This is a genomic window from Microbacterium sp. X-17 (assembly GCF_039615055.1).
Window position 1 is genome coordinate 443,936 of sequence record NZ_JBDHNI010000004.1, and the last position, 22,689, is coordinate 466,624.

Here is a 22,689-nt window from a genome sequence, read left to right on the forward strand (position 1 = left end):
AGCTTAAGCCGGGGGTCGCGGGTCTAGCTGATCTTCCGGCGGTACGCGAGGATCGCGAAGACGTACGCGACCACCAGGATGCCGACGCACCAGGCGAGCGCGATCCAGATCTCGCCGCCCACCGGCTGCTGCGCGAACAACGCGCGGATCGTGTTCACGATCGGCGTGACCGGCTGGTTCTCCGCGAACCAGGCGACGGGCGCGGGCATCGTGTCGGTCGGCACGAACGCGGAGCTGATGAACGGCAGGAAGATCAGCGGGTAGGCGAACGCCCCGGCCCCGTCCACCGTCTTCGCCGAGAGCCCCGCGAGCACCGCGATCCACGTCAGCGCGAGCGTGAAGAGAATCAGGATGCCGGCGACCGCGAGCCACGCCCACACGCTCGCACCCGTCCGGAACCCCATCAGGAGCGCGACGCCCGTGACGATCACGAGCGAGACCAGGTTCGCGACGAGCGAGGTGAGCACGTGCGCCCAGAGCACGGACGAGCGCGCGATCGGCATCGACTGGAACCGCTCGAAGATGCCGCCCTGCAGATCCATGAACAGGCGATAAGAGGTGTACGCGACGCCCGACGCGATCGTGATGAGGAGGATGCCGGGCAGCATGTAGTCGATATACGAGCCCGACGTGGCCCCGGTCTGGATCGCGCCGCCGAGCACGTAGACGAACAGCAGCATGAACGCGATCGGCATGACCGCGGTCGTGATGATCGTGTCGGGGCTGCGCAGGATGTGGCGGAGCGAACGCCACGTGAGGACGCTCGTGTCTCCGATGACGTGGGTCGCGGTGCTCATGATGCGTCCTCCGTGGTCTCAGTTCCGGTCTCGGTGCCGTCGTCCCCGACGATCGCGAGGAACACCTCCTCGAGGCTCGGCTGCTTTTGCACGTACTCGACCTTCGCCGGCGGCAGGAGCCGCTTGAGCTCGTCGAGCGTTCCGTTCGCGATGATCCGGCCGCGGTGCAGGATCGCGATCCGGTCGGCCAGCTGCTCGGCCTCGTCGAGGTCCTGGGTCGTGAGCAGGACCGTGGTCCCCGCCGCCGCGAGCTTCCGGACGGCATCCCACACCTCGAGGCGGGCCTCGGGGTCGAGGCCGGTCGTGGGCTCGTCGAGGAACACGACCCGCGGCTCCCCGATGAGGCTCATCGCGATGTCGAGCCGGCGCCGCATGCCGCCGGAGTAGGTGGCCACGCGCCGCGTGCCCGCCTCCGTGAGGGAGAAGCGGGCGAGGAGCTCGTCCGCGATCCGCGCGGGATCCTTCCGGTGCCGCAGCTGCGCCACGAGCACGAGGTTCTCGCGCCCGCTGAGGACCTCGTCGACGGCGGCGAACTGGCCCGTGAGGCTGATCGACTCACGGACGTCGGCGGCCTTGCCGGCGACGTCGAAACCGTTCACGTCCGCGGCTCCGGCATCCGCCTTCAGCAGCGTCGAGAGGATCCGCACCACCGTCGTCTTGCCGGCGCCGTTGGAGCCGAGCAGGGCGAAGATGCTGCCGCGCTCGACCTCGAGGTCCACGCCACGCAGGACGTGGAGCTTGCGCGACCTCGGGAGCTTGTACGACTTCTCGAGCCCCCGGACTCGGATCGCGGGGGCGGCGACCGTCGGCGCGCTCATCCGTCCTCACCCCGCTCGGCCTCCGCCGCGGCCAGACTCTTCCGAAGGCGCTCGCGCTCCTTGCGGATCCAGCTCCCGCCGCCGTAATTGTCCATGAACGTCTCAGCGAAATCGACGGGATCCGCCCCGACGACATCCCGGAGCCGCGTGCCCGCCGTGACGCTCTGCTCGAGGAGATCCGCCAGATCGCTCAGCATCGCGATGAGGGCCTTGCCGTCGTTGCTCGGGCCGAGGTTGAGCAGGTAGCGCTCGAGCGCGGCCGCCCCTTCCCGATATTCCGGCGGAAGCGCCGCGACCCGCGCCTTGTATTCCCGGTACTGCTTCTTCTGTTCGAGCGAGCCGGTCACCAGCTCGTACCACTTGGGTGCCATGTCACTTGCCGCCTTCTCGGAGCTGGTCGAGTCGCTCTGCGAGGAAGCTCCAGGTCCTCCAGAACTCGGTGAGATAGTCGTGCCCCTGCGTGTTGACGGAGTAGACCTTGCGCGGCGGTCCCTTCTCGGACGGGACCTTCTCGACGTCGACGAGACCGCGCTGCTCGATACGGACGAGCAGCGCGTAGACGGTGCCCTCCGCGATGTCGGTGAAGCCCTGGTCGCGCAGCCACCCCGTGATCTCGTAGCCGTACGCGGGGCGAGTGGACAGGATCGCGAGCACGATCCCCTCGAGAACGCCCTTGAGCATCTCCGTGGCCTGTCTCGGCATCCGCTCCTCCTTGTCGCCGTTACTACTCAGCGTCGCTGGTATTCAGCAGCACTGACTACCAGTACATAGTAACGCCGAATAGCTCGAGCGCAAGCCCCGATGCCGCACAACTCCTGCACCGCGGGCGGGTTCGGGTCGAATACCCCGCTATCCGCGGAGGGAGGGTCGGATTGCAGGAGTTGTGCGGGGCGGTCAGTCGCGGCGGACGCCGACCACGAAGCCGTCGAGGTTGCGGAGGTGCGCGCGTACGCTCTCCTCGGCGCGGGCGCCGACCGCGGCCGCATCGACCGTGTGACCCGGAACCGTGACGATCGCGTCGCCCTCGATGCGGTGCCCCACCCAGCGCAGCCGGATCCGGTCGACGCGATGGATGCCGTCGACGTGGCTCAGGGCGTGTTCGGCGCGCTCGACCAGTCCGGGCTCGACGCCGTCCATGAGGCGCCGGCCGATCGAGCGGACGGTGCCGATCAGGAGGACGAAGATCGCCGCCGAGATGACGAGGCCGACGATCGGGTCGGCGAGGGGGAAGCCGAGGAGTGCGCCGACGCCGCCGACCACGACGGCCAGCGAGGTGAGGCCGTCGGTGCGGGCGTGGACGCCATCGGCGACGAGGGCGGCGGAGCCGATCCGGCGGCCGACGCGGATGCGGTAGATCGCGACGAGCTCGTTGCCGGCGAAGCCGATGAGGCCGGCGACGATCACCCAGCCCGCGTTCTCCAACGGACGCGGATCGAGCAGGCGCGCGATCGACTGCCACGCCGCGACGACCGCGGACAGGGCTACGACCACCACGATGAACAACCCGGCGAGATCCTCCGCGCGGCCGAACCCGTACGTGTAGCGGCGGGTCGCGGCGCGCCGGCCGAGGACGAAGGCGATCCACAGGGGCACGCCCGTCAGCGCGTCGGAGAAGTTGTGGATCGTGTCGGCGAGGAGCGCGACCGAGCCGCTGAAGACGACGACCACCGCCTGCAGGATCGTCGTGATCAGGAGCAGGACGATGCTGATGATCAGTGCCCGGACCCCCTCCCGGCTGGCCTCCATCGCGTCGTCTATGGCGTCGGCCGGGTCGTGCGTATGCGGCACGAAGAGGCCGACGAGCACACCCCGCAGTCCGGCCGGGTGCGAGTGCCCGTGATCGTGCGAGTGCCCGTGATCGTGCGAGTGCCCGTGATCGTGCGAGTGCCCGTGATCGTGCGCGTGCCCGTGATCGTGCGAGTGGCCGTGCGAGTGCCCGTGGTCGTGATCGTGATCGTGCGCGTGGAAGCTGGTCATCGCGCGTCCTGGTCGGCGTGGTGGTGCCGCGGCGTCCCGCCGAGCGAGTGTTCGGCCTGGAAGATCGCGTCGGCCACGAGGCGCGAGGCGTGCTCGTTCTCGAGGCGATAGAAGACGCGCTGGCCGTCCTGGCGCGTCGAGACGATACGTGCCAGGCGGAGCTTGGCGAGGTGCTGCGAGACCGCGGCGGGCGACTTGTCGACGATGTCCGCGAGATGGTTCACCGACAGCTCCCCCGCATCCTGCAGTGCCATGACGATGCGCACGCGCGTGGCGTCGGCCAGCATGGAGAAGACCTCGACGGCCAACTCGACGAACGGGCTCGACGGCGTGTAGCCGCACCCCTGCTTATCTGCAGTCATACGCAGATACTATGACAAAACAGAAGGGGAGGGTATGAGCCGACAGATGCCGCCACGGTGGAGCCAGCGTCGCCGCATCCTCATCGTGCTCGGCCTCAACGCCGCCCTCATCGCCGGGCTCGTGGTCGCCGGCATCCTCTCCGGATCCCTCAGCGTGCTCGCCGCGGCCGGCGACACGGTCGCGGACTGCCTCGCGCTCATCCTCGGACTGATCGCGATCGCGCTCCGAGACCGCGACCCGGACCATCCGCACGCGCAGCGGCCGATCGCGATCGCCGCGCTCGTGAACGCCTCGCTGCTGCTGATCGTCACCGTCACCGTGGTGGTCGAGGCGGTCGCCCGCTTGCGCGAGGGATCGCCTCCGGTGGAGGGGCTCCCGGTCGTGATCGCGAGCCTCGTCACGGTCGTCGTCATGCTCGCGGGTGCGGCCGTGCTCGGGCGCTCGGCGGCGGACGAGGACCTGCACATGCGCTCCGTCCTGCTGGACGCGCTCGCGGATGCCGCCTCCGCCGCGGCGATCGCCGCGGCCGGCGTCGTGATGCTCGCCACGGGCGGCTTGTACTGGCTCGACCCGGTGCTGGCCCTCGCGGTGTCCGCGCTCGTGGCGATCGCCGCGGGGCAGCTCATCGTGAAGGCCGTTGCGGCGCTGCGCGGGAAGACCGTCGACTTCACCGGCGACTGACCCGGGCGCGCCCGGCACGGGCATGAAAAGACTCTCCGCGCACCCGGCAGAGCCTGGTTACCCTTGCTACGTTTCCGTCCTGGGGGAGTTGGCCTGGATGCCGCCGCGCGGAGAGCTTCTGAGAGTCTATCGCAACCCCGTCCCACCGCTCCCGGACCGCGCCCAGGCGGACGGGGTTAGCATCGGGAGAACCGGACACGAGGCCCCTGGTCCGGCCCACGACGAGCATGGGACCAGCATGCACGAACCGGACGCACCTCTGACCGCGCAAGCTTTCGCGGACACCACCGCCGCCATCCTCGAATCGATCTCCTCCGTCATCGACGGCAAGCCGGACGCCGTGCGGGCCGCGGTCGTAACCCTCCTCGCGGAGGGGCACCTGCTCATCGAGGACGTCCCGGGCGTCGGGAAGACCATGCTCGCGCGGGCGCTGGCCGCGACGATCGACGCGAGCGTGCGTCGCGTGCAGTTCACGCCCGACCTGCTGCCCGGCGACATCACGGGCGTCTCGGTCTTCAACCCCGTCGAGCGGGAGTTCGAGTTCAAGCCGGGCGCGATCTTCGCGCAGATCGTCATCGCGGACGAGATCAACCGCTCCTCCCCCAAGACGCAGTCGGCCCTGCTCGAGGCGATGGCCGAGCGCCAGGTCACGGTCGACGGGATCTCGCGCGACCTCCCGGACCCGTTCCTCGTGGTGGCGACGCAGAACCCCATCGAGATGGAAGGCACGTACGCGCTCCCCGAGGCGCAGCGCGACCGCTTCATGATGCGGATCTCGATCGGATACCCCGACCCGCGGGATGAGTCGCTCATGCTCCGCGAGCGCGACCGGACGGATCCGCTGACGAGCGTCCGCCCGGTGGCGAGTGCGGCCCGCGTGCGCGACCTCATCACCTGGGCCCGTGCGGTGCACGTCTCCCCTGCGGTCGAGGAGTACGCGGTCGCGCTCGTCGGCGCGACCCGGACCCACCCCGACCTGCGGCTCGGGGCGAGCCCGCGCGCCACCCTGCAGCTCGTGCGTGCCGCGAAGGTGGCCGCGGCGCTGGAGGGGCGCGCGTACGTGATCCCGGACGACATCGCAGCCCTGCTCGTGCCGGTGCTCGCGCACCGCCTCATCCCGGCCCGCGTGACGGGGTCGGGCACGCGCGCGGTCATCGACACCGTCACCGACGTGCTCGAGCGCATCGCGAACACGGTGCGCGTGCCGCTCGTCGCGCGCCGCTGAGGAACGGATCCGACGATGCGCTGGTGGCCTCTCACGCTCCGCGGGTTCAGCGCGCTCGCCCTCGCGGTCCTGTGCATCGTGATGGCGCAGGCGTGGGGCTCCGTCGAGCTCCTCGCCGTCGCGGTGCTCCTCATCGCCCTCGTGGCGGTCAGCGTCGCGTCGCTGTACGTCCTTCGCCGCCCGGCGCGCGCGTCCCGGGCCGTGCGCCCCGTCGTACCGCGCGCGGGCGAGACCGCGCACGTCTCGGTGGGCGTGGCGGTGCGCACGACGCTCCCCACCGCCTCGGGCAGCTGGACGGACGGGATGCCGAGGGATGCCGCGGCCAACGCCGAGGGCGGCTTCGCCGCGGTGACCTCGGGCCTGCGCGACCCCGAGCGCACGGTCACCGTCAACTACAGGGTGCGGTTCGCGCACCGCGGCATCCATCAGATCGGGCCCTTCGGGGTGACGCTCCTCGACCCGTTCGGCCTCGCGCGGCGGACGCTCCGCATCGGCGCGACCACGCATGTCGTCGTCGCGCCCGCGGCGACCGAGCTCACCGGGAGCCCCCGCGTGACCGGCGGGCCGGGCGACCTGCCGCATGCCACGACGACGCAGTTCGGGCAGGGGGCCGAGAACCTGACCGCGCGACCCTATCTGCCCGGCGACTCGATGCGGCGCATCCACTGGCGAGCGACCGCGCGGCACGGCGCGCTCATGGTCCGCGAGGAGGAGCAGGAGGCGACGCCCGACGCCACGATCGTGCTCGACCGCTCGGCGGAGCGGTTCAGTGACCGCGCGCACCTCGCCCCCGGCGGCGATCCCGCGTTCGAGGACGCGGTCGGCGCGTGCCTCTCGGTCGCCGCGCGCCTCGTCCGCGACGGCTGCACCGTCGTCGTGACGGACGCGGACGGTCAGGAGCTGTGCCCGCCGCTCGTCTCGGTCGCCGACAGCGACCGCCTCGCGGCCGAGCTCGCGACCCTGACGACGCAGGCGGGCGACGCGCTGCCGCAGCTCGCGCTCCGGCTCGCCGGCGACCGGACCGGGCCGCTCGTGCTCGTCACCGGCCGGCTGTCCACCGGCGACGCATCCGCCCTCGCCACGCTCGCCTCCCGCAGCGCGTCGCCCGTGCTGCTGACGACCGACCCCGATGCGGATGCCGTCAGCACGGCGATCGCGAGCGGGTGGCACGCCGCCGCGATCGGCCACGGCCGCGACCTCGCCGAGGCCTGGGGTGAGGCGCTCGACCGGATCCCGCATCATGCCCGCCGCTGAGCGGCACGCCCGCCGCCCCTCGCTGGCGACGGCGCTCGCGCTCCTCGTGGCGCTCGTCGCGGCGATGCTGCCGCTCCTGCGCGTGATCGCGGTCGACGTGTGGGTCGTCGGTGCGCTCGCGATCGCCGTGCTCGTGCTCGCCGCCGGGGACATCGTGCGACGACTCGGCCTGCCCGCCGGCATCGCGACCGCGATCGAGGTGGCCGTCTGGTACCTCTTCACGATGCTCGCGTTCCTCGCCGGGACCGCGATCGCGGGGGTGATCCCCACCGCGGCGACGATCGACGCGGTCGTCGGCTTCGTGCAGACCGCGGTGCAGGAGGTCGCGCTCGGGGCCGCTCCGCTGCCGGCATCCACGGCGCTGTCGTTCTGCATCGTGACGGCGTTCGGCGCGCTGACGGTCGTGCTGGACCACGTCGTCATCACGACCCGCATGCCGCTCCTCGCCTCGGTGGCGCTCGTCGCGGTCTGGCTCATCCCGTCGCTCGTCGTGCCGGCGGGCTTCGACATCGTGACGTTCGTCGCGCTCGCGATCGGCATCCTCCTGCTGCTGCGGACCGAGACGCGCAGCCGCGACCGGATGCAACGGACGGGACCCGCGGGACTCATGGCGCTCACGATCGGCGCGGTCGCCACGATCGTCGCGCTCGTGGTGACGCCGCTCCTGCCCACGCCTCCCCCGCGGACCGACCTCGCGGGGTCCGGCATGGCGCTCGGGATCAACGCCGACCTCGACCTCGGGCGCGACCTCCGGCAGCCCGCGACGACGCAGGTCCTGACGCTCCGCACGACGGATGCCCCGCAGCCGCCCTATCTCCGCGTCACCACGCTCTCGACGCTCGACGGCAACGTGTGGCGGCCGGATGCCGGGGCCACGTCGCCGCTCACGAGCGACCGCGCGTTCACCCCGATCGCGGTCGATCCGCAGGTCCCGGTCGTCGACTCGACGGCGATCATCTCGGTCTCGGGCCTCGCGTCGGCCTGGCTGCCCGTGCCGTACGCCGCCGTGAACGTGAGCGGCCTGAGCGGGCCGTGGACGACGGCGTCCGACAACCGGACCCTGATCGGGGACGGCACGACGGCGGCGGACCAGACGTACACGGTCGAGTCCGAGCGGGCGAAGCCGACGCTCGAGCAGATCCGCGCGCGTCCCGCGGCCGGATCCGGCGACGACGCGCGCTACACGGCCCTTCCCGCCGGGATGCCGTCGGAGATCGCCGCCCTCGCCCGCGCGCGGACGGCCGGCACGACGAACGACTACGACGCGCTGCTCGCGCTGCAGCGCTGGTTCCGCGGCGCAGACTTCACCTACTCGCTCGAGGCCCCGGTGGCGCAGGGCTTCGACGGATCCGGGGTCGACGCGGTCGCGCGCTTCCTCGAGGTGCGCAAGGGCTACTGCGTGCACTTCGCGTCGGCGTTCGCCCTCATGGCGCGGTCGCTCGGGATGCCGACGCGGATCGTCATCGGCTACCTGCCGGGCACGAGCACGGGGCAGATGGAGGACGGGCAGCGCATATACACGGTCGCGAGCTCGCAGCTGCACGCGTGGCCCGAGGTGTACTTCCAGGGGATCGGCTGGGTCGGGTTCGACCCCACCAAGGGCCTCGGCCAGCCGACGAGCTTCACCTCGGCCTCGGCGACGACGTCGGGTTCCCTCGGCGGCGCGGCAAGCGGGCAGGAGTCGGCCGCACCCGAAGACACCGCAACCCCCGCCGCGAGCCCCAGCGCGACGCCCGGGCAGTCCGACGCCGCCGGCCCGCGTGCGTCGGGAGGCGGGCCCCTCGGACTCGTGCTGCCGCTGGGCGGAGCGGGCATTCTCGTGCTCGCGGCCCTCGGCATCCCGTCAATCGCGGGCGCGGTCCGACGCCGCACCCTGGCGGCGGAGGCGCGCGCCGGGCGGGCCGGCGCGGCGTGGACCCTCGTGCAGGACACCGCGATCGACCTCGGCATCCCCGTGCCTCCGAGCGAGTCGCCGCGCGCGTTCGGCGGCCGGCTCGCCGCCGTGCCCGGGGTGGATCCCCTCGCCGTCGGCGCGCTCGTCGCCGCGATCGAGCGCGACGCCTACGCCGCCGCCCACGACGCCCCGCCCGGCGATACCCCGACGGGGTCGCTGGACGCCGCCCTGTCCGTCCGCGCCGCGCTCCTGGCCGCCGCGACGCCCGCCCGACGCCTCCTGGCCGTGGCCTTCCCACGTTCGCTTGCGATCCGTCCCGGCAGCGCGTTCGCGACGGCATCCGGAGGCCGCTCCCGCACAGGGTAGAGTGGTTCCTCGGCCCGCGAGGGCCACGGAGGATTCGCCTAGTGGCCTATGGCGCACGCTTGGAAAGCGTGTTGGGTGAAAGCCCTCGGGGGTTCGAATCCCCCATCCTCCGCCAACATGTGTTGAGAAGCAGGCCGCCCGGCCGGCTACTGGGGCGTCGGCTGCCCACCGTCTTTAGACCACGGTACGGTCGGGTCGGGGCGCAGGACAAGGATGTCCCCCGGCTGGATCGTCTTTCCCGGCGGCCACCGGTGGTTGTAGACCTCGACGGTGACCTCGTCGATGCAGAACCGCTCACCGATGCCTTTCGGCGTATCGCCGGCCTGGACCGTGTAGGTCTGGATCCGGCCGGCGGCGTCATGGCCGACCGGCCCGGACGCGTACCGCGTCGCGCCCATGTCGGTCAGCTCCCCCAACAGCTCGACGGGTGCGTCTCCGTTCTCGTGCCACGGCGTGGAGAGGGAGGCGTTCGTCTTGCATTCGCCGGGGCCCACGGCGGAGAACGTGTAGCCATCGATCGTCTGGGTCGGTGCTCCGGCGGCGGCAGCAGGAATCCCCAGTCCGACGGACGCGGTCGGCTGAGGTGTCACGGTCGCTGCCGCCGCCGAGACCGAGCCCGTCACCGCCATGACGGCAGGCACGGCAAGCGCTGCGAGAGCGACGGCCGCAGCGGCTGAAGTGACCACGATCGTGATCTTCAGACGCCTCGACACCATGCTCCCGACGGTACGCGCTCTCCCCCCGACTCGCACGCGAGACCCCGCGGATCTGCCGCTCGCGAGTAAACTCGCGCCCGTGGACACCGACCGGATCACTGCAGACCCTGCCGTGATGGCGGGGGCGCCGACCATCCGCGGGACCCGCGTGACGGTCTCAGCGGTTCTCGGCCAGCTCGCGGCCGGTTCGACAGTCGACGAGTTCCTTGTCGACTACCCCTCGTTGACGCGCGAGGATGTCTACGCAGCACTGGCTTTCGCGGCGGATTCGATGCCGCAGGAACGCCCGTTCGCGGCCGCATGAAGTTTCTCGTTGACGAGAACCTCTCGCCGCGGATCGGCGCTCTCCTCCGCGAGGGCGGCGTCGATGCAGTGCACATCCTCGATCGCGATCTCGGAGGCGCGCCCGACACGGAAGTCAGTGCTGTGGCGGTCGCAGAGGGCCGGGGAAGCCGACCTCGTTCTCGATGCGGAGGGGCGCGTGGGCGGGCGCGGCGTCGCTCAGGTGCCGAGCAACGTCTGCATCGACGCGAAGGCGGCGCGGGCGAGCTCGGTGGGTGACGCGCCCGCGCGCTCCCGAAGCGGAACCTCGATGCTCAGCGGCACCTCGGCGGGGACGGCCGCGACGAGTTCGGCAAGAGGCAGTTCACCGTCTCCGGGCAGGAGACGACCATAGCGGGCCTCCTCCGGAAGCGCGTCGAATGCCGGTGAGACGGCCGGAGCATCGCACACCTGGACCACCGCGAGAAGGCCGGGATCGACGGCGGCCACGTCAGCCGGGGTCCCGCCGGAGCGCGCCAGGTGAAGAGCATCCACGCACAGCCCGACGCCCTCGGCATCGACGGCCTTCACGAGCCGAATGGCATGAGCGAGGCTGGAGATGGCCCGGTAGGGCATGAACTCGAGGCTGAGCCGCACGCCGAAGCTCGACGCGAGCATGCCCAGCCGCTCGAGGTGACCGCACACGAGCGCCTCGTCCTCGTCCGACCAACGGGTTTCGGCTGACGCGAGGGTGACGTGCGGTGCGCCGATCCGCTGGGCGAACTCGAGCATCGGAATCGCCTCGGAAGGAACGGTCGCCGGGCCGATCCGCAACAGCTCCAGATCGAGGGGTTGAACACCCGTATCGCTCAAGCGGTCCGCGATGGCGGTCATCAACGCAGCATCCGAGAGCACGTCCGCATCGCCTTCCGTCAATGCGGTGATGCGGAGGCCCGCGTGGCGGAATCCGGATGCCGCGGCGGCGTCGATCAAGTCGAGCGGGGAGCACGGGAGCACGGTCGTCGGCGACAGCGAGACGACTCTGGAGTCGGGCACGAGTGCACCCTACTCGCCGATCCGGGCGTGCCCCCTACCCGCGCGCCACTTCCTCGCGAGCGCTACTGCGATATCTGCCGCGCGTGCGGGAATCTGTAGCGCGGCCGACGGGAGGCCGCGCACGCACGAAGCCGCGGGCGCGACCGGACTGCGTCGGCGCCCGCGGCTTGCGGCTACGAGGTGCCGAGGAGGCCCTGCATCGTGGCGATCTCGGCGGTCTGGCCGGCGATGATCGCGTTCGCGAGCGCCGCGACCTCGCTGTTCCGGCCGGCGTCGAGGACGGATGTCGCCATCGCGATCGCGCCCTGGTGGTGCACGATCATCTGCCGCAGGAACAGGGTCGAGGCATCCGCACCGGTCGCGGACTCCAGTGCGGTCATGTCGTCGTCCGACATCATGCCGTCGCCCATGCCGCCCATCCCGCCGGACATCATCGAGGGGCTGTCGGAGACGCCCCAGTCCTGGAGCCATCCCTTCATCTTCTCGATCTCGGGCCCCTGCGCAGCCTTGATCTGCTGCGCGAGCGCACGCACGCGGTCGTCGACGCCGCTCTTCGCAAGGACGGCGTCGGACATCTCGACAGCCTGCTGGTGGTGCGGGATCATCATGACCACGAACATCTCGTCGGCCGCGTCGACGTCCGCGGGCATCGCCGCGGAGGTGGACGGGCTCGACCCGTAGTTCATGCCGGGCATGCCGTCGGGCATGGTGCCGCCGGTGGCCTGAGCACAGCCGGCGAGCAGGAGAACGAGGGCAATCGCGCCGGCTGCCGGCGCGAACGGTCGAATACGCATCACTGCGTCCTTTCATCAGTCGAAAACGATCGGATCCGGTGCCGCGGGTCGCGGCGCGGGACGGATCAGGTCCGGCTGATCGACAGGACGAGCAGAGACGGCGGCCTCGGCCACGGGAGCGCGTGCGCCGGCATCCGCCTCGCCAGCGTGGCGGGCGGGGCGGCGGCGCGACGCATCAGGCCGGGCGCGATCAGGACGACGACCGCGGCGACCAACGCGAGCACGCACATCGTGAGCAGCATCGAGTGATCGGATGCTCCCCCATGGCTGCAGTCACCGCCACAGTCGTCCGAGGCCGGCGCCGGATCGGGCGCCGGAGCCTCACCCATCGCCGCGTGGACCGCCGCGGCCGCGTGCGCCGACGGCGCGGAGGCGGCCGTCATCGTATGCATCGCGAGCAGTCCGGCGATGACGGCGACCGCCATCGCGAACGTCAGGAGGAGCCCGTGCGCCCGCGACCGGGTGCCCGTGAGCGCGCGGATCCGCCTCACGAGACCTCGCCCCGGAACCGGCGGAGCCGGAGGCTGTTGCCCACGACGAACACCGACGAGAACGCCATCGCGGCCGCCGCGAGGATCGGGTTCAGCAGGGCGAGCATCGCCACCGGGATCGCCGCGACGTTGTACGCGAACGCCCAGAACAGGTTCCCCTTGATCGTGCCGAGCGTGCGACGGGCGAGCCGGATCGCGTCCGCCACGAGCCGCAGGTCGCCGCTGACGATCGTGAGGTCGCTGGCCGTCATGGCGGCATCCGTCCCCGTCCCCATCGCGATGCCGAGGTCCGCCGCGGCGAGCGCGGCGGCGTCGTTGACGCCGTCCCCGACCATCGCCACGACCCGCCCCTCGGCCTGCAGCTGACGGATGGCGGCGAGCTTGCCGGCCGGCGTGACCCGCGCGCGGACGTCGTGGATGCCGACGGACGCGCCCACCGCATGCGCGGCGCCGGGGTTGTCGCCCGTGAGCAGGACGGGGGTGAGCCCGAGGCGCGTGAGCCGGGCGATCGCCTCCGCGCTCGTGGGCTTCACGGTGTCGGCGACGCGGATCGCGCCGCGCACGAGCCCGTCCCACGCGACGACGATCACGGTCGCGCCGCCGGCTTCATCGCGCTCGATCGTCTCGGCGAGCTCGGCGGGCACCGCGAGCGCCCACTGCTCGCGCAGCCACTCGGCGCGGCCGGCGACCACGAGCCGCCCCGCGACGATCGCCTGCACCCCGGCGCCCGCGTGGGCGGCGAACGCCTCCGCGGCGGGTCGGTCGGGTGCAGCGGCCACGATCGCGCGGCCGATCGGATGCTCCGATCCGTCCTCGGCGGCCGCGGCCATCCGCAGCAGCTCGTCCGCGTCCTCCCCGGGCGCCGGGCTGACCCCGCCCACGGCCATGGCGCCCGTCGTGATCGTGCCGGTCTTGTCGAGCACGACCGTGTCGATGCGGCGGGTCTGCTCGAGGACCTGCGGCCCACGGATGAGGATGCCCAGCTGAGCCCCACGGCCGGTCCCGACCAGCAGCGCCGTCGGGGTCGCGAGCCCCAGGGCGCACGGGCACGCGATGATCAGGGTCGTGACCGCCGCGGTGAAGGCCACCTCGGGACCCGCGCCGGCGATCATCCAGCCCGCGAACGCGACGACCGCCAGCCCGATGACGACGGGCACGAACACGGCCGACACCCGGTCGGCCAGGCGCTGCACCCGGGCCTTGCCGGTCTGCGCCTCCGCCACGAGCCGCGCCATCCGCGCCAGCTCCGTGTCGGCGCCGACGCGCGTGATCCGCACCACGAGGCGCCCGCCGACGTTGACGGTCGCGCCGGTCACCCGCGCGCCCTCGCCGACCTCGACCGGAATCGACTCGCCCGTCAGCATGCTCTCGTCGACGGCGGATGCCCCCTCCGCGACGATCCCGTCGGACGGGATCTTCTCGCCCGGCCGCACCACCACCAGGTCCCCGGGGACGAGCCGGTCGGCGCGGACGGACGACTCCACGCCGTCGCGCAGGAGCACGGCATCCTTCGCCCCGAGCTCCAGCAGGGCGCGCAGGGCGTCGCCCGCCCGGCGCTTGGCCCGCGTCTCCAGGTAGCGGCCCAGCAGGATCAGGACCGTGACCAGGGCAGCGACCTCGAGGTAGAGCTCGCTCCCGCCGGCCGCGGGCGTGCCGAGGAACTGGACGGTCATCCGCATGCCGGGCATGCCCGCCGTGCCGAAGAAGAGCGCGTAGAGCGACCAGCCGAACGCCGCGAGCACACCGACGCTGATGAGCGTGTCCATCGTCGCCGCACCGTGTCGGGCGTTGATCGCGGCGGCGCGGTGGAACGGCCACGCCCCCCACACGACGATCGGGGCGGTGAGCGTCAGCGCGAGCCACTGCCAGTTGGGGAACTGGAGCGCCGGGATCATCGAGAGCACCCCCACGGGAACGGCCAGCGCGGCGGTCACGAGCAGCCGTCGGCGCAGCGACGCGAGCTCCTCGTCGCGCGGCGGAGCTTCGTCGACGGCGGGATCCGGCGGCCGCACGACGGCGGCACGGTAGCCCGCGGCCTCCACGGCGGCGAGCAGGTCGTCGACCGGTACGTCGTCGGCGAGGACCCGCGCCTTCTCCGTCGCGAAGTTGACCGTCGCCTCGACGCCCGGCAGCTTGTTGAGCTTCCGTTCGATGCGCGTCGCGCACGAGGCGCAGGTCATCCCCGCGATGTCGAGCTCGACGTCGATCCCGCTCATGATGCCGGTGCGAGCGTGTATCCGGCCTCCTCGATGGCGGCGCGGATCTCGTCCAGGGCGATCGGCGCGGCGCTGGAGACGCGGACGCGGGATGCCCCGCCCGCGTTCAGATCGACATCCACCGCGGCGACCCCAGCAAGGGCCGAGACCTCCTCCGTGACACTGCGGACGCAATGGGCGCACGTCATCCCCGCGACGAGGTAGTCGGCCGTGATCGAAGCAGTCATGGTTCAGGTCCTTCCGAGGAGGTGACCACCTCAGCATACCCTAGGGGGGTATCCGGGGGGCGGTGCTCAGAGGTCGTCCTCCTCGCGTCCTCTGTCCTTGAGCCGGTGCCAGCGGCGCATGAGGTGATCCACGCCGACGCCGATGACCACCGCGAAGGCCAGAGCGACGACGACACCGAGCAGGGGGTTGTCGTGCACCCACTGGCCGGCGAACAGCCCGATCCCGATGGCGTACGCGACCCACGTCGCGCACGCGAACGCGTCGAAGAGAAAGAAGCGGCGGTGCGGGAACCGGGTCTGTCCGGCGACGTAGTTCACCGCGACCCGACCCCAGGGGATGTACCGGGCGGTGAAGATCAGCGTCGCGCCACGCCTGTCCAGCTCACCTCGCGCCCACGTGAACATGCGGTGGACCCGCGGCCGGCGCATCCACCGCCAGCGCTCGATCCCGATGACACGGCCGAACAGATACGCGAGGTTGTCGCCCACCATCGCGCCGACGAGCGCGGTCACGCCCAGGACGACGAGGTTCGGCTGACCGCTGTGGGCCGACAACGCCGCGAGTGCGACGAGGGCCGTCTCGCTGGGCAGGATGGTCGCGAAACCGTCGACGATGAAGAACACCAGGAGGATCGGGTACAGCCAGGCTTGCCCTGCGGCCTGCAACAGCCAGCCGTTCAGCAGCCCCATCCTGCCGAAGATAGCGGGCCGAGCGACCCGACGCGCTCCCGCCAGGTGTCCATCCGATGAACTCCCCCGAAGGTCAGATCCCGCGGAGGCTGAAGCGGGTCGGGCAGTCGAAGGGATCCCGCGCGGCGAGCCCCACCCGATTCAGGTAGGCGATCACGATCGCGTAGGACTTCCGGAGACTGGTCTCGGTGTATGGCACGTCGAGGGTGCGGCACATGTCGCGCACCACCTCGCGGGCACGGGACAGATGCGGGCGGGCCATACTCGGGAAGAGGTGGTGCTCGACCTGATAGTTGAGTCCGCCCATCAGCCACGTCGCCCACCAGCCCCCGCGGATGTTGCGGGAGGTCCGCACCTGCTTCGTGAAGAAGTCGATCCGGGCGTCGGGCGCGATGATCGGCATCCCCTTGTGGTTCGGTGCGAACGAGGCGCCCATGTAGACGCCGAAGACCGCGAGCTGCACGCCGAGGAAGGCGAAGGCCATCCCGGTCGGCAGGAGGAAGAAGACGGGCACCGCGATGACAGCGAGGCGCGCCAGCAACAGGGACAGCTCGAGCCAGCGGTCACGGATCTCGGCACGCGTCGTGACCAGATGACGGACGCTGAGGTAGTGCAGGTTCAGCCCCTCCAGCGTCAGCAGCGGGAAGAACAGCCAGCCCTGAAAGCGCGTGATCAGGCGGCGGAGCCCACGAGCCTCGGCGGCGTCCGCGTCGAGGAACGAGACGGTGTCGACCTCGATGTCGGGATCCTTGCCCACGCGATTCGGATTCGCGTGGTGTCGGCTGTGCTTGGCATCCCACCACGAATAGCTCATGCCGACGACCGCAGCGCCCAGGATCCGGGCGAGCCGGTCATTCGCAGGACCCGACGAGAGGATCTGGCGGTGGGCCGCCTCGTGCGCGAGGAATGCCGCCTGAGTGAAGAGGATGCCGAGGGCTCCCGCGATCAGGAGCTGGAGCCAGCTCTGGCCGAGCAGGACGAAGCCGGCGACGCATCCGCCGATCCCGAGTGCGATCGCCGCGGCGGTCAGACCGTAGAACCACGGCGTACGGCGGAGCAGACCGAGCTCTTTCACGACCTTCGAGACGTCTGTGTAAGCACGCGCAACCGGCGGGAACGAGCGCTGATCTGCGTAGGTCTGTCGGACGGGTCCGAGGGTGGCGGGAGGCGCAGAAGAGCTCATTGACAGCGACCCTAGGCGCCGCGGACGAGCGGGAACGAGCCCCGGGGGTGATCCACAGGCACTTGCCAGCCCCTGCGCATCAGCGCCGCGTCCGCCGCGTCATACCTCCGAACAGGGCGTAGATCAGCGGCGGCACCGACGCGATCATGAGCACGACGCCGAACACCATGTCATCGCGCCGCAGAAGGATGCCGCTCACCAGCAGCACCGCGAACAGGAGTGCGGCGAGGATGCGCAGACCCACTTGCTGCAGACGGTCGAGCCGGCGCTCGAGGAACGACATGTCCACCGTCACCTTCCCGTCCTCGACCATCTCGAGCACCGTGTCCAGCCGTTGCGGGAGGCGCCACACGGCACCCCCGACGGCCAGCACCTGCCGCGCGACGTCCCGGGCGGCGTGAGCGCTCTCGTCCCGGACGAGCTTCGTCGCGTAGGGCTCCACCGCGTCCCAGATGTTGAAATCCGGGTCGAGGGCGCTGCAGACACCCGAAGTGAGGGACATCGCGCGGATGACGAGGAGGAAGTTCTCCGGCAGCTGGAACGGCAGGGACCGGACGACGTCGCCGAACTCGGTCGCGAAGTCGCGGAAATCGCGCGGATCCACGTTCCGCAGCTGCGCGAACCCCATCCCCCCGAAGCGCGCGAACAGGTGCGTCATCGCGCGTTCGAGCTCGACCGTGTCCGCCGACGGCAGCAGCACACCCACTTCGCGCACGGCGGCGACGAGACCCTTGCTGTCGCGCGTGGCGACGGCGACCAGAAGCCGGCGCAGGCCGTCGCGGATCTGATCCGAGATCTCGCCCATCATCCCGAAGTCGACGAACGTCAGCCGCCAGGACGGGCCCGCGGCATCCTTCCTCCGCGGAAGTGGCGTGACGAAGATGTTGCCGGGGTGCGGATCGGCGTGGAAGAAGCCGTGCGAGAACAGCTGGTCGAACATGACCGCGGCGAAGACCGAGGCGACCTCGGACGGCCGGATGCCCGCGGCGCGGAGCGCGTCGACGTCGGTGATCTTGATCGCCGTCACGTCGGAGAGCGTGAGGATGCGCCGCGTCGTGCGCTCCCACACGACCTCCGGCACGCCGACGCGCGGGTCGCCGGCGAAGTCCTCCCCGAAGCGCTCCGCGTCCGCGGCCTCGTGCAGGTAGTCGATCTCCTTCAGGCTCGTCGCCGCGAACTCCTCGACGAGCGCGCGCATGTCGACGCGATTGGCGATCACGCGGATCCGGCTGAGCCACTCCCCCACCCGTCGGAGCGCCGCGAGGTCGACCTCGACGATCGCGACGATGCCGGGGCGCTGCACTTTGACCACGACGTCGTCGAAACCGACGTCGGCCGCATCGAGCTCGGAAAGCCGCGCCCGATGCGCCTGACCGAGGGATGCCGCGGCGACCGGCGTCTCGTCGAACCAGGCGAACGCGCGCGCGAGCGGGATGCCGAGCTCGGCCTCCGCGAGCGCGCGGATCGCCGGGTAGGGCACGGCCGGCACCTCGTCCTGCAGGCCCTCCAGCTCCTTGGTCACCTCGGGCGGCAGCACGTCCAGCCGCGACGACAGGAACTGGCCCACCTTGATCATGAGGCCGCCGAGCTCGAGCGCGAGCGTGCGGAAACGCTGCGCCGCGTGCGTCATCCGCGCGGGGCGGGTCCGCTCCGAGATGATCCCGAGCCCGATCCGGGGAAGGAACAGCTCGAACCACCACGTCTGGACGAGGTGGCGCGCGGCGAAGCGCAGGATCCGGCGGTAGCGGGCGCGGGTGTTCTGCACGTCGGGCATCGATCTCCTAGGCCCGACGTGCGCGGGGCACTCGGGTCAGTCCTGGGCGGCGAGGATCGAGTAGAGCTTACGACGCGCCTCGTCCAGCGTGTCCACCGCCTGGCGCACCTGCTCCGGCGTGCCGGTGCGGCCGACGTGCGCCGCGACCTGCGCGAGCTCCATCCCGGCCTTCGGCAGCGCGGTCGCGCGGCCGCTGTCGCGGAGGGTCGGCGCATCCCACGGAGCGGCACCCTCCTCCGAGACGACCTCGACCTCCGCGAGACCGGCGGCGGTCAGCGAGTACGTCTTGCGGCCGTTCGACTCCTCGGACTGCAGGTAGCCCTCGTCGGTCAGCAGCTGCAGCGTCGGGTACACCGAGCCGGGGCTCGGCTTCCACGCGCCACCGCTGCGGTCCTCGATCTCGTGGATGATCTGGTAGCCGTGCATCGGCGCCTCGGCCAGCAGCAGGAGCACCGCCGTCCGCACGTCGCCGCGGCCCATCCGCATGCTCACGCGCTTGTCGACGCCGGAGAAGAACTGCTCCACCGCCTCCCGGACGCCGCCGGGCAGGCCCCGGAGACCCTTGCCGTTGGTTCCGAACGTTCCGCTCATGACGACTCCCTCGCTGCCGACCGACATCTCGACGATATATCGCTCAGCGGTGAAGGCGCCAGCCCTTCTTCGCGCGGGTCAGGCGTCGAGGCCCGTCGCGAGGGCGTCGGCGACGACGTTCGCGAGCCCCCCGGATGCTGCGGCGCGGCGCTGCTGGACGGCGCCGCTCCCCCGACGGAGGATCTCCGCGACCCCGGCCCGCGTCGCGCGGCGCTCGGCCTCGTCGACGAAGCCGGGATCCACGTGGTCGAGGAGCGCCGCCAGGGCGTCCGCGGCGGGCAGGAGCTCGAGCGTCAACGGGTGGAGGAGCTGCTCCCCGACCCCGAAGCGGCTCGCGCGCCAGCTCGCGAGGCGCAGCATCCCGGTCTGCACGCGCGGCGCGGGGAGCCCCGCGTCGGCATCCGCGATCGACCGCTCCACGAGCGCGCGGACGAGGATCGCGACGGTGGCGGCATCCTCCGGCCTCAGGCACACATCGGCGATGCGCACCTCCACGGTCGGCGCGTGCGCGGACAGGCGCGCGTCGAAGTAGATCATGCCGATGTCGAGGCAGACCCCGGCGTCGAGCAGCGCGTGCACCTCGGCGCGGTACTCCTCCGGCGTGCCGAAGACGTCGTACGGGCCGGCCGTCGGCCAGCGCCCCCACATCTGGTAGCGATAGCTCGCGAAGGAGGAGTCGTCGCCCTGCCAGAACGGCGAGTTCGCGCTCATCGCGAGCAGCAGCGGGAGCCACGAGCGGATGCGGTCGAGCACCGCGACGCCCTCTCGGTCGGACTCGATGCCGACGTGCACGTGGAACCCGCACGTGAGCTGCTCCTCGATCGTGCGGGGGAACCGCTCGCGCATCCGGTCGTAGCGCGGATCCTCCACGAGATGCGTCCGGCAGTTCTGCGGGGCGGTGGCAAGAGGGACGGCCCGTGCCCCCGCCGCGCGCGCAGCGCGGTCAGCCGCTCGGCGGCCGGCGAGGATGCCCGCGGCCAGCGTGGCGCGATCGCGGACCGGCGGCCCCACGACCTCGATCTGCTCGCGCTTCAGCTCATGCTCGATCTCGATGCGACCGCGGCCGACGGAGGGCCGCCGGTGCTTGGCCGCCGCCGCGAGCGCCCTCGGGGACGCGGGCGTCGGCACGAGGGTGTCCGCATCGACGAGCAGGAGCTCCTCCTCCACGCCCAGCGAGCGGCCGCGCATCCGACGCGAGCGCACCGGGCGGGAGATCCGTTCCGGCAGAGCCGTCATGGACCCAGGGTCGCGCGTCGGGCCCTCCCATGGCAGGGGTTGACCAAACGTTCACCAGGCGTTACGCATCCCGCCTGCTTCGCGGGGCTACGCGGGGGCGGGCCAGGCACCGGGCTCGGGGAGCTCGGCGTAGCGGAGGTCGAAGGTGTCGGGACCGATCTCGGCGAGGCAATACAGCAGCGAGAGGGTCGGGACGCCCCACGGCCGGTTGTCGCGCACGAGCGCACGGTCGTCCGTCGGGGGCAGCGCGGCGCTCTCGTCCACGATCGCGAGCCAGGCCTGCGCCCACTCCTCGCCCGCGGCGCGCCGGGCCGCGAACTCCGGCAGCCACCGCGCGATGCGGACGGTGTCCGGATCGTCGACGTCGTCATGCGCGACCATGTGGACGCCCGGGCCGAGGACGGTCTCCCGCAGCTCCCGGCCGTCCCACGACAGGACCCGGGCCCCAGTCGGCCCGATGTCGAGCAGGTTGAAGCCGCGCATCCGCCGCATCGTGTCGGAGAGCCGGCCGGCGACGGCGTCGAGGACGAGCAGCCCGCGCGACAGCGGCGCGGGTCCGTCCTCGGGCAGCTCGTCGTGGCGGTTCAGCGCGACCGCGAGGGTGCGGCGCGCGGAATCGGCCGCGAGCCAGGCGCCACCGGCGCGACGGTCGCGGACCCCCCGCACCCCGGGCTGGTCCGGCCACCATTCGCCGAGCGGATCCCACGCGCGGGCGGGATCCTCGTCGCGGATGGCGAGGAGCCGGACGACCCCGTCGCCGCCGACGTCGATGACCGCGGTGCACATGCGGCGTCTCCTCTCCGCGCTCGCTGAAGTGTACGACCCCGCGCGCAGTGCGAGAATCGTGCCCGTGAACATCGTCGTCGGCGTGACGGGCGGCATCGCCGCGTACAAGACGGTCCAGCTCGTGCGCGGTCTCGTGCTCGAAGGCCACGAGGTGCACGTGGTGCCGACCGAGGACGCGCTGCGCTTCGTCGGCACGCCGACGTGGGAGGCGATCAGCCGGCATCCGGTCACGACGTCCGTGCACGAGGGAGTGGATGTCGTCCGGCACGTCGCGCTCGGCCAGGAGGCCGACCTCGTCGTCGTGGCGCCCGCGACCGCAAACACGCTCGCGGCGATGGCCGCCGGCCTCGCGTCGGACCTGCTCGGGACCACGCTGCTCGCGACGGAGGCGCCCGTGCTCGTGGCCCCTGCGATGCACACGCAGATGTGGCGGCATCCCGCGACGCAAGCGAACCTCCGCACGCTCCGCGAGCGCGGGGTGCACGTGATCGGACCCGAGGACGGGGCGCTGACGGGCGGCGACAGCGGGCTCGGACGGATGACCGAGCCCGACGACATCCTCCACGCCGCGCTCGCGCTCCTCGAAGGCGGCGACGACCTCGCCGGGCTCCGCGTCGTGGTGACCGCGGGCGGCACGCGCGAGCCGATCGATCCGGTGCGGTTCATCGGCAACCGCTCGAGCGGGCGGCAGGGCGTCGCCGTCGCCCGTGCCGCGGCGGACCGGGGCGCGCAGGTCGTGCTGATCGGCGCCCACCTCGACGAGGTCGTGGGGGCGGATGCCATCCACCCGCGCATCGAGCGCCGCTCGGCCGGAACCGCGGCGGAGCTCGGGGCCGCCGTGTCTGCCGCGGCGACGGACGCCGACGTCGTGGTCATGGCGGCGGCGGTCGCCGACTACCGCCCCGAATCGGTCGCCGACCGCAAGCGCACGAAGCGCGAGACCCCGCTGCGCACGCTCACGCTCGTCGAGACCGACGACATCACGGCCGCGCTCGTCGCCGCCCGGCGAGCGGGGCAGACGATCGTCGGGTTCGCGGCGGAGACCCCAGACGACAGCGAGACCCTCGTCGAGCGCGCGCGGCACAAGCGGGCGCGGAAAGGCCTCGACCTCATCGCGGCGAACGAGGTCGGCTGGGAGAAGGGCTTCGAGCGGCCCGACAACACGCTCGTGATCGTGGACGCCGCGGACCGCGTCGTCGCCGAGGCATCCGGCTCGAAGCGCGAGGTCGCGGACGCCCTGTGGGACGCGATCGTCGCCGTCCGCGGCGCGGGGTCCTGACCGGGATCCACCGG

24 protein-coding genes, 1 tRNA gene and 1 other RNA gene are annotated in these 22,689 nt (G+C 71.9%); 7 read left to right on the forward strand and 19 right to left on the reverse strand.

All coding sequences use genetic code 11. The features are described 5' to 3' along the window. Positions 1-23 precede the first annotated feature (23 nt). From ABCS02_RS21615 to ABCS02_RS21640, 6 genes are all read right to left on the reverse strand, one after another. Positions 24-797, reverse strand: a complete 774-nt coding sequence (locus ABCS02_RS21615; RefSeq protein ID WP_345837749.1) for an ABC transporter permease — start codon at positions 795-797, stop codon at positions 24-26. Continuing rightward, on the reverse strand, positions 794-1,615 hold the full coding sequence (locus ABCS02_RS21620; protein ID WP_345837750.1) for an ATP-binding cassette domain-containing protein: 822 nt from the start codon (positions 1,613-1,615) through the stop codon (positions 794-796). The genes ABCS02_RS21615 and ABCS02_RS21620 overlap by 4 nt, the downstream gene beginning before the upstream one ends. Beyond that, positions 1,612-1,986: a DUF1048 domain-containing protein gene (locus ABCS02_RS21625; protein ID WP_345837751.1), complete on the reverse strand. Its 375-nt coding sequence runs from the start codon at positions 1,984-1,986 to the stop codon at positions 1,612-1,614. Before ABCS02_RS21625 ends, ABCS02_RS21620 begins: the two co-directional genes overlap by 4 nt. 1 nt (position 1,987) lies before the next feature. Beyond that, positions 1,988-2,317 carry a PadR family transcriptional regulator gene (locus tag ABCS02_RS21630; protein WP_345837752.1) on the reverse strand — a complete coding sequence of 110 codons (330 nt, stop codon included), beginning with the start codon at positions 2,315-2,317 and terminating at the stop codon, positions 1,988-1,990. A gap of 192 nt (positions 2,318-2,509) precedes the next feature. Next, entirely contained in the window at positions 2,510-3,592 is a 1,083-nt protein-coding gene (locus tag ABCS02_RS21635; RefSeq protein ID WP_345837753.1) for a cation diffusion facilitator family transporter, read from the reverse strand. Continuing rightward, positions 3,589-3,954 carry a metalloregulator ArsR/SmtB family transcription factor gene (locus ABCS02_RS21640; protein WP_345837754.1) on the reverse strand — a complete coding sequence of 122 codons (366 nt, stop codon included), beginning with the start codon at positions 3,952-3,954 and terminating at the stop codon, positions 3,589-3,591. Before ABCS02_RS21640 ends, ABCS02_RS21635 begins: the two co-directional genes overlap by 4 nt. Before the next feature lie 34 nt (positions 3,955-3,988). On the opposite strand from ABCS02_RS21640, the gene ABCS02_RS21645 reads away from it, so the two are divergent. Further along, on the forward strand, positions 3,989-4,636 hold the full coding sequence (locus ABCS02_RS21645) for a cation diffusion facilitator family transporter (protein WP_345837755.1): 648 nt from the start codon (positions 3,989-3,991) through the stop codon (positions 4,634-4,636). A gap of 23 nt (positions 4,637-4,659) precedes the next feature. Here ABCS02_RS21645 and ffs read toward each other — a convergent pair. Next, an RNA gene (gene ffs / locus ABCS02_RS21650) (signal recognition particle sRNA small type) lies at positions 4,660-4,756 on the reverse strand. Between the two features lie 118 nt (positions 4,757-4,874). Here ffs and ABCS02_RS21655 point away from each other — a divergent pair. The 4 genes from ABCS02_RS21655 (at position 4,875) to ABCS02_RS21670 (ending at position 9,490) form a co-directional block, all read left to right on the forward strand. Next, a complete protein-coding gene (locus ABCS02_RS21655; protein WP_345837756.1) occupies positions 4,875-5,861 on the forward strand; it encodes a MoxR family ATPase in 987 nt (328 codons plus the stop codon). 15 nt (positions 5,862-5,876) lie between these two features. Beyond that, complete coding sequence (locus ABCS02_RS21660) at positions 5,877-7,115, forward strand: DUF58 domain-containing protein (RefSeq protein WP_345837757.1); 1,239 nt, start codon at positions 5,877-5,879, stop codon at positions 7,113-7,115. Further along, on the forward strand, positions 7,102-9,375 hold the full coding sequence (locus ABCS02_RS21665) for a DUF3488 and transglutaminase-like domain-containing protein (RefSeq protein ID WP_345837758.1): 2,274 nt from the start codon (positions 7,102-7,104) through the stop codon (positions 9,373-9,375). The genes ABCS02_RS21660 and ABCS02_RS21665 overlap by 14 nt, the downstream gene beginning before the upstream one ends. Positions 9,376-9,402: 27 nt before the next feature. Continuing rightward, positions 9,403-9,490 (forward strand) — tRNA-Ser (locus tag ABCS02_RS21670). A 31-nt stretch (positions 9,491-9,521) separates the two neighbouring features. On the opposite strand, the gene ABCS02_RS21675 is transcribed toward ABCS02_RS21670, so the two are convergent. Beyond that, positions 9,522-10,091 (reverse strand): hypothetical protein, encoded by a 570-nt coding sequence (locus ABCS02_RS21675; RefSeq protein ID WP_345837759.1) that lies wholly within the window; start codon positions 10,089-10,091, stop codon positions 9,522-9,524. A 79-nt stretch (positions 10,092-10,170) separates the two neighbouring features. On the opposite strand from ABCS02_RS21675, the gene ABCS02_RS21680 reads away from it, so the two are divergent. After that, the gene (locus ABCS02_RS21680) at positions 10,171-10,395 is read left to right on the forward strand and encodes a DUF433 domain-containing protein (RefSeq protein WP_345837760.1); all 225 of its coding nucleotides are present in this window, start codon (positions 10,171-10,173) and stop codon (positions 10,393-10,395) included. A 197-nt stretch (positions 10,396-10,592) separates the two neighbouring features. On the opposite strand, the gene ABCS02_RS21685 is transcribed toward ABCS02_RS21680, so the two are convergent. From ABCS02_RS21685 to ABCS02_RS21735, 11 genes are all read right to left on the reverse strand, one after another. Then, entirely contained in the window at positions 10,593-11,345 is a 753-nt protein-coding gene (locus tag ABCS02_RS21685) for a sugar phosphate isomerase/epimerase (protein ID WP_345837761.1), read from the reverse strand. Between the two features lie 236 nt (positions 11,346-11,581). After that, positions 11,582-12,202 carry a DUF305 domain-containing protein gene (locus ABCS02_RS21690; RefSeq protein WP_345837762.1) on the reverse strand — a complete coding sequence of 207 codons (621 nt, stop codon included), beginning with the start codon at positions 12,200-12,202 and terminating at the stop codon, positions 11,582-11,584. Between the two features lie 65 nt (positions 12,203-12,267). Then, positions 12,268-12,693, reverse strand: a complete 426-nt coding sequence (locus tag ABCS02_RS21695) for a DUF6153 family protein (protein ID WP_345837763.1) — start codon at positions 12,691-12,693, stop codon at positions 12,268-12,270. After that, positions 12,690-14,909 (reverse strand): heavy metal translocating P-type ATPase, encoded by a 2,220-nt coding sequence (locus ABCS02_RS21700; RefSeq protein WP_345837764.1) that lies wholly within the window; start codon positions 14,907-14,909, stop codon positions 12,690-12,692. The genes ABCS02_RS21695 and ABCS02_RS21700 overlap by 4 nt, the downstream gene beginning before the upstream one ends. Beyond that, positions 14,906-15,136: a cation transporter gene (locus ABCS02_RS21705; protein ID WP_345837765.1), complete on the reverse strand. Its 231-nt coding sequence runs from the start codon at positions 15,134-15,136 to the stop codon at positions 14,906-14,908. The genes ABCS02_RS21700 and ABCS02_RS21705 overlap by 4 nt, the downstream gene beginning before the upstream one ends. Before the next feature lie 66 nt (positions 15,137-15,202). Next, entirely contained in the window at positions 15,203-15,826 is a 624-nt protein-coding gene (locus ABCS02_RS21710) for a VTT domain-containing protein (RefSeq protein ID WP_345837766.1), read from the reverse strand. 73 nt (positions 15,827-15,899) lie between these two features. Further along, positions 15,900-17,009, reverse strand: coding sequence for an acyl-CoA desaturase (locus ABCS02_RS21715; RefSeq protein ID WP_345837767.1), 1,110 nt, complete (start codon positions 17,007-17,009; stop codon positions 15,900-15,902). A 79-nt stretch (positions 17,010-17,088) separates the two neighbouring features. After that, positions 17,089-18,783 carry an AarF/UbiB family protein gene (locus ABCS02_RS21720; protein WP_345837768.1) on the reverse strand — a complete coding sequence of 565 codons (1,695 nt, stop codon included), beginning with the start codon at positions 18,781-18,783 and terminating at the stop codon, positions 17,089-17,091. Between the two features lie 36 nt (positions 18,784-18,819). Beyond that, positions 18,820-19,374, reverse strand: a complete 555-nt coding sequence (locus tag ABCS02_RS21725; RefSeq protein ID WP_345837769.1) for a PadR family transcriptional regulator — start codon at positions 19,372-19,374, stop codon at positions 18,820-18,822. 78 nt (positions 19,375-19,452) lie between these two features. After that, complete coding sequence (locus ABCS02_RS21730) at positions 19,453-20,610, reverse strand: glutamate--cysteine ligase (RefSeq protein ID WP_345837770.1); 1,158 nt, start codon at positions 20,608-20,610, stop codon at positions 19,453-19,455. Between the two features lie 87 nt (positions 20,611-20,697). Further along, positions 20,698-21,396, reverse strand: a complete 699-nt coding sequence (locus ABCS02_RS21735) for a hypothetical protein (protein ID WP_345837771.1) — start codon at positions 21,394-21,396, stop codon at positions 20,698-20,700. A 64-nt stretch (positions 21,397-21,460) separates the two neighbouring features. Here ABCS02_RS21735 and coaBC point away from each other — a divergent pair, with 64 nt between their 5' ends. Then, on the forward strand, positions 21,461-22,675 hold the full coding sequence (gene coaBC / locus ABCS02_RS21740; RefSeq protein ID WP_345837772.1) for a bifunctional phosphopantothenoylcysteine decarboxylase/phosphopantothenate--cysteine ligase CoaBC: 1,215 nt from the start codon (positions 21,461-21,463) through the stop codon (positions 22,673-22,675). Positions 22,676-22,689: the final 14 nt, after the last annotated feature.

What these genes read in the sequence shown, in the direction of transcription:
- ABCS02_RS21665 (WP_345837758.1), top strand. Translation starts at nt 7,102, where the DNA reads ATGCCCGCCGCTGAGCGGCACGCCCGCCGCCCCTCGCTGGCGACGGCG.
- ABCS02_RS21660 (WP_345837757.1), top strand. Translation starts at nt 5,877, where the DNA reads ATGCGCTGGTGGCCTCTCACGCTCCGCGGGTTCAGCGCGCTCGCCCTC.
- ABCS02_RS21700 (WP_345837764.1), bottom strand. Translation starts at nt 14,909, where the DNA reads ATGAGCGGGATCGACGTCGAGCTCGACATCGCGGGGATGACCTGCGCC.
- ABCS02_RS21715 (WP_345837767.1), bottom strand. Translation starts at nt 17,009, where the DNA reads ATGAGCTCTTCTGCGCCTCCCGCCACCCTCGGACCCGTCCGACAGACC.
- ABCS02_RS21720 (WP_345837768.1), bottom strand. Translation starts at nt 18,783, where the DNA reads ATGCCCGACGTGCAGAACACCCGCGCCCGCTACCGCCGGATCCTGCGC.
- ABCS02_RS21675 (WP_345837759.1), bottom strand. Translation starts at nt 10,091, where the DNA reads ATGGTGTCGAGGCGTCTGAAGATCACGATCGTGGTCACTTCAGCCGCT.
- ABCS02_RS21630 (WP_345837752.1), bottom strand. Translation starts at nt 2,317, where the DNA reads ATGCCGAGACAGGCCACGGAGATGCTCAAGGGCGTTCTCGAGGGGATC.
- ABCS02_RS21620 (WP_345837750.1), bottom strand. Translation starts at nt 1,615, where the DNA reads ATGAGCGCGCCGACGGTCGCCGCCCCCGCGATCCGAGTCCGGGGGCTC.
- ABCS02_RS21645 (WP_345837755.1), top strand. Translation starts at nt 3,989, where the DNA reads ATGAGCCGACAGATGCCGCCACGGTGGAGCCAGCGTCGCCGCATCCTC.
- ABCS02_RS21730 (WP_345837770.1), bottom strand. Translation starts at nt 20,610, where the DNA reads ATGACGGCTCTGCCGGAACGGATCTCCCGCCCGGTGCGCTCGCGTCGG.
- ABCS02_RS21635 (WP_345837753.1), bottom strand. Translation starts at nt 3,592, where the DNA reads ATGACCAGCTTCCACGCGCACGATCACGATCACGACCACGGGCACTCG.
- ABCS02_RS21735 (WP_345837771.1), bottom strand. Translation starts at nt 21,396, where the DNA reads ATGTGCACCGCGGTCATCGACGTCGGCGGCGACGGGGTCGTCCGGCTC.
- ABCS02_RS21640 (WP_345837754.1), bottom strand. Translation starts at nt 3,954, where the DNA reads ATGACTGCAGATAAGCAGGGGTGCGGCTACACGCCGTCGAGCCCGTTC.
- ABCS02_RS21725 (WP_345837769.1), bottom strand. Translation starts at nt 19,374, where the DNA reads ATGAGCGGAACGTTCGGAACCAACGGCAAGGGTCTCCGGGGCCTGCCC.
- ABCS02_RS21615 (WP_345837749.1), bottom strand. Translation starts at nt 797, where the DNA reads ATGAGCACCGCGACCCACGTCATCGGAGACACGAGCGTCCTCACGTGG.
- ABCS02_RS21655 (WP_345837756.1), top strand. Translation starts at nt 4,875, where the DNA reads ATGCACGAACCGGACGCACCTCTGACCGCGCAAGCTTTCGCGGACACC.
- ABCS02_RS21705 (WP_345837765.1), bottom strand. Translation starts at nt 15,136, where the DNA reads ATGACTGCTTCGATCACGGCCGACTACCTCGTCGCGGGGATGACGTGC.
- ABCS02_RS21690 (WP_345837762.1), bottom strand. Translation starts at nt 12,202, where the DNA reads ATGCGTATTCGACCGTTCGCGCCGGCAGCCGGCGCGATTGCCCTCGTT.
- ABCS02_RS21710 (WP_345837766.1), bottom strand. Translation starts at nt 15,826, where the DNA reads ATGGGGCTGCTGAACGGCTGGCTGTTGCAGGCCGCAGGGCAAGCCTGG.
- ABCS02_RS21625 (WP_345837751.1), bottom strand. Translation starts at nt 1,986, where the DNA reads ATGGCACCCAAGTGGTACGAGCTGGTGACCGGCTCGCTCGAACAGAAG.